The organism is Kitasatospora sp. NPDC056327, from assembly GCF_042261735.1.
Lineage (GTDB): Bacteria > Actinomycetota > Actinomycetes > Streptomycetales > Streptomycetaceae > Kitasatospora.
This window is the reverse complement of record NZ_JBHJRC010000149.1, coordinates 1-9,046: the sequence shown is the minus strand read 5'-3', so window position 1 is coordinate 9,046 and position 9,046 is coordinate 1. Positions and strand designations below refer to the sequence as shown.

At 74.5% G+C, this 9,046-nt stretch carries 8 protein-coding genes; all 8 read left to right on the top strand.

The genetic code is table 11. The annotated features are described in order from the left end of the window. Positions 1-196 precede the first annotated feature (196 nt). Positions 197-718: a cysteine dioxygenase family protein gene (locus ACFCX4_RS21480; protein WP_376144748.1), complete on the top strand. Its 522-nt coding sequence runs from the start codon at positions 197-199 to the stop codon at positions 716-718. Further along, entirely contained in the window at positions 712-1,098 is a 387-nt protein-coding gene (locus tag ACFCX4_RS21475) for a rhodanese-like domain-containing protein (RefSeq protein WP_376144746.1), read from the top strand. Before ACFCX4_RS21480 ends, ACFCX4_RS21475 begins: the two co-directional genes overlap by 7 nt. 237 nt (positions 1,099-1,335) lie before the next feature. After that, complete coding sequence (locus tag ACFCX4_RS21470; protein WP_376144745.1) at positions 1,336-2,562, top strand: ABC transporter ATP-binding protein; 1,227 nt, start codon at positions 1,336-1,338, stop codon at positions 2,560-2,562. Beyond that, positions 2,552-3,220, top strand: coding sequence for an ABC transporter permease (locus ACFCX4_RS21465; RefSeq protein WP_376144743.1), 669 nt, complete (start codon positions 2,552-2,554; stop codon positions 3,218-3,220). The genes ACFCX4_RS21470 and ACFCX4_RS21465 overlap by 11 nt, the downstream gene beginning before the upstream one ends. After that, entirely contained in the window at positions 3,217-3,909 is a 693-nt protein-coding gene (locus ACFCX4_RS21460) for an ABC transporter permease (RefSeq protein ID WP_376144741.1), read from the top strand. The genes ACFCX4_RS21465 and ACFCX4_RS21460 overlap by 4 nt, the downstream gene beginning before the upstream one ends. Positions 3,910-4,085: 176 nt before the next feature. Next, a complete protein-coding gene (locus ACFCX4_RS21455) occupies positions 4,086-5,054 on the top strand; it encodes an ABC transporter substrate-binding protein (protein ID WP_376144739.1) in 969 nt (322 codons plus the stop codon). 83 nt (positions 5,055-5,137) lie between these two features. After that, positions 5,138-5,779, top strand: a complete 642-nt coding sequence (locus tag ACFCX4_RS21450) for a hypothetical protein (protein ID WP_376144737.1) — start codon at positions 5,138-5,140, stop codon at positions 5,777-5,779. Between the two features lie 1,101 nt (positions 5,780-6,880). After that, on the top strand, positions 6,881-8,983 hold the full coding sequence (locus tag ACFCX4_RS21445; RefSeq protein ID WP_376144735.1) for a glycosyl hydrolase family 18 protein: 2,103 nt from the start codon (positions 6,881-6,883) through the stop codon (positions 8,981-8,983). Positions 8,984-9,046 lie beyond the last annotated feature (63 nt).

Genomic DNA, 9,046 nt, shown 5'->3' with positions numbered 1-9,046 from the left:
CCCTCGCCGTCGCCACCCACGCCCGCCACACCGTCGCCGCGCTCCGCGCCGAGCTGGCCGAACGCGAGCGGCGCGCCCAGCACTTCGCCGGCCACACCGTGCCCGCGCTCGCCGCCCGGCTGCGCACCGGACCACCGCCACCGGCCACCGGACCCCGGCCACCGCCACCTCCCGCCCTCCCCCCGAGGACACCCACATGAGCCTGGACCTCGCCTCCGACACGCCCACCGCCGTCGCGCCCGCCCCCGCCGGGGACACCAGGGCGCCGCTGACCCCGAACACGCTGCGCACGATCGTGCGCGAGCTGGCCGAGCAGCCCGACCAGTGGATCCACCACGTGCGGCTCTCCACCGAGGAGCGCTGGTACCGGCGGCTGGCCGCCGACGAGGACCACGAGGTCTGGCTGATCAGCTGGCTGCCCGGCCAGTCCACCGGCTTCCACGACCACGGCGGCTCGCGCGGCGCCTTCACCGTCGCCCTGGGCGAGCTGGAGGAGCTGTCGCTGGGCGGTCCCGAACAGGGGCTGCTGATCCGGCGGATCCAGTCCGGCACCGTCCGCGCGTTCGGCCCCGACTACGTGCACGACGTCCGCAACACCGCGTCCGGCCCGGCCGTGACGCTGCACGCCTATTCGCCGCCGCTCAGCTCGATGGCGCACTACGAACTGCGGGCCGGTGGTCTGGTCCGCACCTCCGAGGAAGGACCCGAACAGTGGTGACCACGATCGACGACCTCGTGACCCGCGCCCGCGAGGGCGTCCACCGGCCCGGCGCCGAGGAGGCGCACCGCGCGCAGCTCGACGGCGCGCTGCTGGTGGACATCCGCCCGGCGGCGCAGCGTGCGGCGGAGGGGGAGATCCCCGACTCCCTGGTGATCGAGCGCAACGTGCTGGAGTGGCGGCTGGATCCGACGGGCAGTCACCGCATCCCGCAGGCGACCGGGTACGACCTGGAGGTGATCCTGGTCTGCTCGGAGGGGTACGCGTCGAGCCTGGCCGCGGCCTCGCTGCGCGAGCTGGGCCTGCACCGGGCGACCGACCTGGACGGCGGGTTCGTCGGCTGGGCGGCGGCCGGGCTGCCTACCCGTCAGGGCGGTTGAGGGGGCGCGCCCACGGGCACGGCCGGCGAGAACGGCCGTGGCCGGGTCCGCCCGGGCACGGCCGGTAAATCAGGGACACGGGGTTCGTCACGTCATAGGCTGATCGGAGTTTCCGCCGGCTCAAGGGCGGGCAACCGCGCGACCGACAGGCACACCGCAGAGACCGACAAGACCGCCCGACCGACAGACGACACCATCGGCGCCGCCGCCGGGGCCGCCGGAACGAGGAAACCCCCCGTGATCAGATTCGACGGCGCGGGCAAGCGCCACCCCGACGGCACGGTCGCCGTCGAGGGCCTCGACCTCGACGTCCCCACCGGTCGGACGACCGTGCTGGTCGGGCCGTCCGGCTGCGGGAAGACGACGCTGCTGCGGATGGTCAACCGCATGGTCGAGCCGACCTCGGGCCGGGTCCTGCTGGACGGCACGGACGTCGCCGCGCTGGAGCCGGCCAAGCTGCGGCGCGGCATCGGCTACGTGATCCAGCAGGCCGGGCTGTTCCCGCACCGGCGGGTGATCGACAACATCGCGACCGTCCCCCACCTGCTCGGCTGGGACAAGAAGCGGGCCCGTGCCCGCGCGGCCGAACTGCTCGACCTGGTCGGGCTCGCGCCGGAGACCGCCAAGCGGTACCCGTTCCAGCTCTCCGGCGGCCAGCAGCAGCGCGTCGGGGTGGCCCGGGCGCTGGCCGCGGACCCGCCGGTGCTGCTGATGGACGAGCCGTTCAGCGCGGTCGACCCGGTGGTGCGGGCCGGGCTCCAGGAGGAGCTGCTCCGGCTGCAGTCGGAGCTGCACAAGACGGTGCTGTTCGTCACGCACGACATCGAGGAGGCGGTCCGGCTCGGCGACCAGGTCGTGGTGCTCCGCGAGCGGGGGCGGATCGCCCAGCTCGCGGACCCGCACACGCTGCTCACCGCGCCGGCCGACGCGGAGGTGGCCGCCTTCCTCGGCCGCGACCGGGGGCTGCGCGGGCTGGGCCTGCGGCCCGCCGCGACCGTCGCCGTCCGGCCGATACCCGGCGGGCCCGACGGCGCCGAGTCGGCGGCGGGGGCGGTGCCGGGGGCGCGGCGGACGGTGCGCTTCGGCGCCTGGGAGCTCGCGCTGGACGACGGGAGCCGCCCGATCGGGTGGATCGACCGGGACGCCCCGGGTGCCGCCGTCCACCCGGCGCCGGGGTTCCGGCCCGGCGCCGACACGCTGCGCGCGGCGCTCGACGCCGCCGTGCTGTCCCCCGCCGGGGTCGCCCTCGCCCTGGACGCCGAGGGCCGGGTGACCGGCACCGCCGACCGCGAGGCGGTGCTGACCGCCCTCGCCGCCGGGCCCTCCCCGGTCGCCGCCGCCTCCCCGCCCTCGTCCGCGGCCACCACCGCGGTCACCGGACCGGCACCGGACACCGGCCCGGCCGCCGCCCAGGGCACCGCGCCGGCCGCCGCGGGTACGGACGGGGCCGACGGTGGACGATGAACCGATCGTCCGCTGGTACTGGATCGGCGACCACCTCGGCTACCTCGGCGACCTGCTCGCCGACCACGCCGTCATCGCCCTGCTCCCGGTGCTGATCGGCCTGCTGCTCGCCGTCCCGCTCGGCCTGGCCTGCGTCCGCTTCCCGCGCCTCTACCAGCCGCTCGCCGCCGTCTTCAACGTCGTCTACGCGCTGCCCTCGCTGGCGGTCTTCGTGGTGCTCATCCCGTACACCGGGCTGGCCACCCGGGCCACCGTGATGATCCCGCTCACCTTCTACGCGCTCGCCGTGCTGCTGCCCACCACGGTGGACGGGCTGCGCGCCGTGCCCGACCCGGTGCGGCAGGCCGCGACCGCGATGGGCTACGGGCCGTGGCACCGGCTGGCCGCCGTCGAACTGCCCGCCGCCGTCCCCTACCTGGTGGCCGGTCTCCGGGTGGCGGCCGTCTCCAGCATCTCGCTCGCGTCGGTGGGCGCGCTGGTCGGCCGCGGCGGACTCGGCTATCTGTTCGTCGACGGCTTCCAGCGCACCTTCCCGACGCCGATCGTGGCCGGGATCGTGCTGATCGCCGTGCTGGCGCTGGCCGTGGACCTGTTGCTGGTCGGCGCCCGCCGGGTGCTGGCGCCGTGGGCAGTCCGCGAGAAGGGAGCGGGCCGGTGAACTGGCTCACCTGGCTGGGGGACTTCTTCTCCGCCGAGGACCGCCGCAGCGGCGCCAACTCGATCGCCAACCGCGTCGCCGAGCACCTGCTGCTCTCCGGCGAGGCACTGCTGCTCGCCGGTCTGCTGGCCGTGCCCCTCGGGCTGCTGATCGGCTACACCGGACGCGGCGTCACCGCGGTGACCGCGCTGGCCGGCGCCGCCCGCGCGCTGCCGACGCTCGGCCTGGTGACGCTGGCGGTGCTGCTCGCCGGGGTCGGCGACACCGCCGTGCTGGTGCCGCTGGTCGCGCTGGCCGCGCCACCACTGCTGGTCGCCGCCGTCGAGGGGGTGCGCGGCACCGACCCGGACGTGCGGGACGCGGCGCGCGGCGTCGGGCTGACGCACCCGCAGGTGCTGTTCCAGGTCTGCCTGCCGTCGGCGCTGCCGACCCTGCTGGCGGGTCTGCGGACGGCGACCGTGCAGGTCATCGCGACGGCGACGGTGGCCGCGTACGTGGGTCTGGGCGGGCTGGGCCGGTACGTCGTCGACGGCCTGGCGACCCGGGACTTCGCGATGACGGTCGGCGGCGCGCTACTGGTCGTGCTGCTCGCCGTCGCGGCGCAGGTGTTCTTCGCCCTGCTCGCCCGGTACGCGCTGCCGCCCGGACTGCGGGCGCAGCAGCGGGCCGCGGCCCGGCAGCCGTCGTGAGCCCTCGGGCCCGGAGGCCCCGCCCGTCCGGGCGGTCCGTGGGCCCCGCCGTCCCCGCGCGCCCCGCCGCCTCACTGCGCCCCGCTGTCTCACTGCGCCCCGCTGTCTCACTGCTTCCTGTCCCCGTGCTTTCCGTCCCCCACCGGGACGTCCACCTCGAAAGGACACCTGTCACCATGTCGACTCCCGCATCGGCGCAGCCGCGAACGGCGGCCGGCCGCCGGGCCGCCGCCCTGGCCGCGCTCGCCGTGCTCGCCCTGACCGCGACCGCCTGCTCCTCCTCCGGCGGTGACCCGCTGGGCGGCGGTTCGTCGGCCCCTTCGGCCGGCGGCACCACCGCCGGGGCCGCGCCCGCCGGCGGGACGGTCGTGGTCGGCTCGGCCAACTTCCCGGAGAACGTGCTGCTCGGCTCGATCTACTCGCAGGCGCTGAAGGCCAAGGGCGTCAAGGTCGAGGAGAAGTTCAACATCGGCAGCCGCGAGGTGCTCTACGGGCAGCTGCAGAGCGGCAGCCTGTCCGTGCTGCCCGAGTACAACGGTTCGCTGCTCGCCTACCTGGGCGGCAAGGCGGCGGAGCCGGTCACGGCCTCCGTCAACGCCGAGCTGGCGAAGAAGCTGCCGGCCTCGCTCGGGATCCTGGACTCCTCCACCGCGGAGGACAAGGACACCCTGAGCGTCAGCCAGGAGACCGCCGACAAGTTCGGCCTGAAGAGCATCGCGGACCTCGCCGCCAAGGCGGGCGAGCTCACCATCGGCGGTCCGCCGGAGTTCAAGTCCCGGCAGGAGCAGCCGCTCAAGGACGTCTACGGAGTGACGTTCAAGGAGTGGAAGTCGACCGGTGAGACCACGGCGAACGCGGTCAAGGACGGCTCGGTCCACGTCGGCAACGTGTTCTCCACCGACCCGAAGATCACCCAGCTGAAGCTCGTGCCGCTCACCGACCCGAAGAACCTGTTCGGCGCGGAGAACGTCACGCCGCTGGTCAACAAGGCCAAGGTGGACGCGACGGCGACCGGCGCGCTCAACGCGGTGTCGGCCAAGCTGGACACGGCGGGGCTGCTGGCGCTGATGAAGAAGGTCGCGGTCGACAAGGAGGACCCGTCGGCGGTGGCCAAGGACTGGCTGAAGAGCAACGGGCTGCTCTGACCGGCCCCGGGTCCGGGTCCGGGAAGCGATCCCGGGCCCGGCGGATCTTCCCTGGAGCGCCGCGGACATGACAGGGTGGCGGCATGCGCACTCGTCTCCTCGCCGCCACCCTCACGGCCTGTGCCGCGGTGGGCCTCGCCGCGTGCTCCGGCGCGGGCACCGGGAACACCGCGGCCGGCTCCACGGCGACCGGTGCCGCCGCCCCGACGGGCGGCGGCACGACGGCCGTCACCACGCCCGCGGCGGAGCCCGCCGCGACCGCCGCCGTCCCCCCGCCCGCGGGGGCGTCCCCGGGCACAGGAACGGGCGCGGGGACGACCGCGGGCGCGGGGGCCCCGGCGCCCGGGGACAGCACCCCGGCGACCGGCTCCCCCGCCGAGCCCCCGGCCGCCTCCGGGCCGGCCGAACCCCCGCCCGCCGCACCGAAGCCGGCGCCGCCCTCCGACGCCGGCCTGCCGGCCGCGCCGGCCGCCGACGTCACCGGGCGGCTGATCGCCGCGCTGGAGGCGATCGACCCGGCGATCGTCGGCGGCAACCCGGAGCAGGCCGTCGACCGGGCCCGCAACCAGTGCCAGGCGATGTATCAGTTCCCCAAGGACCGGGCCAGGTTGATCCGCCTGGCCGACCAGCGCTTCACGGATCCCGCCCACCCTCAGGGTTTCGGACCCGCGAAGGCGGAGAAAATCCTGGACGCGCTGCGCACGACCCTCTGCCCGCCGGCCTGAGCCGGCGGCGGCGCACCCCGAACGGCCCGGTGTCCTGAGCTCCGGGCCGCCGTGGCCGCGCGCGACGACCACCGCGCGGCCACGGCACCTGCACGCCGGTCAGACGGCGCTCCAGGCCGTGTCCTTGTCGTCGGACGGGACGAAGACGTTCATGGGACCCTCCTTTCCTGGGGATGGGCTACGGACGCACCGAGGTTCGGACGCACGGCCGATGGTCGCGTCGAGGTACGGCGAACGGACGCACAGGCGCACGGGCGCACCGGCGTTCGGGCACGGGAGGAAAGCTGACGGTCGAACAGAAGAGCGCGCGGGCGCGGACGGACGTACGGACGTACGGACGGGCGGGGCCGCGAGCCGGGGGGGCACGCGGGGAGGGCGCGTTCCGGTGGTGGGCGCACGGGCGCCGCACCGGCCCGGGACACGCGCCGGCCGAAGGGCGTGGAGGCGTTCGGGCCCACGAGGGGGGCCGCGAACGGATGGAACGGATGAGTGGGCGAACGGCACGGGAGCGGGCCGGGGTGGTCCTGTCGCCGGCCGCCGAAGGCGGTCCGGGGGACCCGGGAGCCGGGGGCTCACGCGTGCGGGCGGCAACCGCCCTCTCTGTCGAGCTTCCAGTCGAGGTCTCGCATGCCCCCGATGATGTCGGACCGACCGCGCCCCCGACAACTGAATTGTTGACGGTTGACCTATCACCGGCCAACCTCGGCGCCCCGCCGTTCCATGACATTTCGTCAACGAACTGTAAGGACTCTTGACAGACGAGTGGTCTAGTCCAACCATAGGCATGTCGATCCGACCGGGATGCACTGTGGGGGTGTGACCACCGGCGGCTGAGGCACAGCCCTGCCCTGCTCCGCTCCGCCCCCAGGCCCCGTCACGGCGCACGCGCGTCCGCGCACGCCGTCCGTCCGTGCCACGAGCCCAGGGGTTGCACACCCCCCGCGCCACCGTCCCACCGCACGGACCTCCCCCATCGAGGCCCCCGCGCGTCCCGGCACCTCCCGACACCTTCCGGCACGCCCACGCACGCCCGCGGAAGGTCCGCAGCGCAGTTCCGCACCTTCACCAACGCTCAGCCCCACCACGTCTGTTGGAGAACCAATGCGTCTACGCAGAACTCTTGAGGCCGCCCTGACGGCCTGTGTCACACTCGTCACCTCGGCCGGCCTGGTGGCCGGCGGCGCGGCCACGGCGAACGCGGCGCCCGCGAACCCGGTCACCGCCGGGGCCGTCGCCGGCACCGCCGCCGCGACCCCGCTGCCGACCCGGGTGTTCGCCCCCTACTTCGAGGCCTGGACCGGCGAGAGCCCCGCCACGCTGGCCGCCCAGTCGGGCGCCAAGTACCTGACCATGGCGTTCCTGCAGACCGCCACCAAGGGCTCCTGCACGCCGTACTGGAACGGCGACACCTCGATGCCGGTCGCGCAGTCGACCTTCGGCGCCGACTTCGCCAAGATCCGGGCCAACGGCGGTGACGTGATCCCGTCGTTCGGCGGCTACACCGCCGACCACACCGGCACCGAGCTGGCCGACAGCTGCACCGACGTCAACCAGATCGCGGCGGCCTACCAGAAGCTCATCACCACCTACGACATCAGCCGGATCGACCTCGACATCGAGGTCGAGGCGCTGGACAACTCCGCGGGCATCGACCGCCGCAACAAGGCGATCAAGCTGACCCAGGACTGGGCCGCCGCCAACGGCCGCCAGATCCAGTTCTCCTACACGCTGCCCACCACCACCAGCGGTCTCGCCGACAGCGGGCTCGCGGTGCTGCGCAACGCCGTCAGCAACAACGCGCGGATCGACGTCGTCAACCTGATGACGTTCGACTACTACGACAACGCCCAGCACGACATGGCGGCCGACACCCAGACGGCGGCCACCGGGCTCTACAACCAGCTGTCCCGGCTGTACCCGACGAAGACCCCCAGCCAGCTGTGGGGCTCGATCGGCGTCACCGAGATGCCCGGCGTGGACGACTTCGGCGCCGGCGAGACCTTCACGATCGCCAACGCGACCACCGTCTACAACTGGGCGGTCTCCAAGGGCATCAACACGCTGTCCTTCTGGGCGCTGCAGCGCGACAACGGCAAGTGCCCCGGCGGCGGCGCCCGCGACGACTGCTCCGGCATCCAGCAGGGCACCTGGGACTTCACCAAGATCTTCGCGCCGTTCACCAGCAACACCCAGCCGAACCAGGACTTCTCGATCGGTGTGACCCCGGGCACCGGCACCGTGCTGGCCGGCGCCTCGACGACCGCCACCATCACCACCGGCGTGCTGGCCGGCTCCGCGCAGAGCATCGCGCTGAGCGTCAGCGGCGCCCCGGCCGGCGTCACCGCGACCGTCACCCCCGGCAGCGTCACCGCCGGCTCCCCCGCGACGCTGAACATCGCCACCGCCGCGACCACCGCCCCCGGCAGCTACCCGCTGACCGTCACGGGCACCGCCGCCTCCGGCACCCACACCACCACGTACACCCTGAAGGTCACCAGCACCCAGCCGGGCGACGACTTCGGGATCGTCCTCGCGCCGGGCTCCGGCACCGTGACGGCCGGCGCCTCGGCCACCGCGGCCGTCAACACCAGCGTCGTCTCCGGCTCGGCCCAGAGCCTCGCGCTGAGCGTCAGCGGCGCCCCGGCCGGCGTCACCGCGACCGTCACCCCGGGTACCGTCACCGCCGGTGCGAACGCGACGCTGAACATCGCCACCGCCGCGAGCACCGCCCCCGGCACCTACCAGCTCACCGTCACCGCCACCGCCCCGTCGGGCAGCCACACCGCCACCTACGCGCTGACCGTCAACGGCGTCACCCCGCCCGGTGGTCTGGCGAACGGCGGCCTGGAGACCGGCAGCCTCGGCCCCTGGACCTGCCAGGCCGGCGGCGCCGTGGTGAGCACCCCGGTCCACTCCGGCTCCTACGCGCTGCAGGCGGCGGCCGGCCCGGCGCAGACCGGTGAGTGCACCCAGACCGTGACCCTGGCGCCGAACAAGTCGTACACCCTGACCGGCTGGGTCCAGGGCAACTACGCCTACGTCGGCGTGAACAACGGCGCCACCGGCTCCGCCTGGACCAGCTCCGCGGGCTGGAGCAAGATCACCGTGCCGTTCACCACCGGTGCCTCCGGCACCGCGACGGTCTACCTGCACGGCTGGTACGGGCAGGGCAGCGTCTACGGCGACGACTTCTCGATCGCCTGACGGACGGCCTGACGGACGGCCCGGACGACGGGCCGCGGCCGGGCGACGGAGACGTCGTCCGGC

Excerpts from the sequence above, each read along its gene's own strand:
- ACFCX4_RS21480 (WP_376144748.1), top strand. The coding sequence starts at position 197 with ATGAGCCTGGACCTCGCCTCCGACACGCCCACCGCCGTCGCGCCCGCC.
- ACFCX4_RS21455 (WP_376144739.1), top strand. The coding sequence starts at position 4,086 with ATGTCGACTCCCGCATCGGCGCAGCCGCGAACGGCGGCCGGCCGCCGG.
- ACFCX4_RS21450 (WP_376144737.1), top strand. The coding sequence starts at position 5,138 with ATGCGCACTCGTCTCCTCGCCGCCACCCTCACGGCCTGTGCCGCGGTG.
- ACFCX4_RS21445 (WP_376144735.1), top strand. The coding sequence starts at position 6,881 with ATGCGTCTACGCAGAACTCTTGAGGCCGCCCTGACGGCCTGTGTCACA.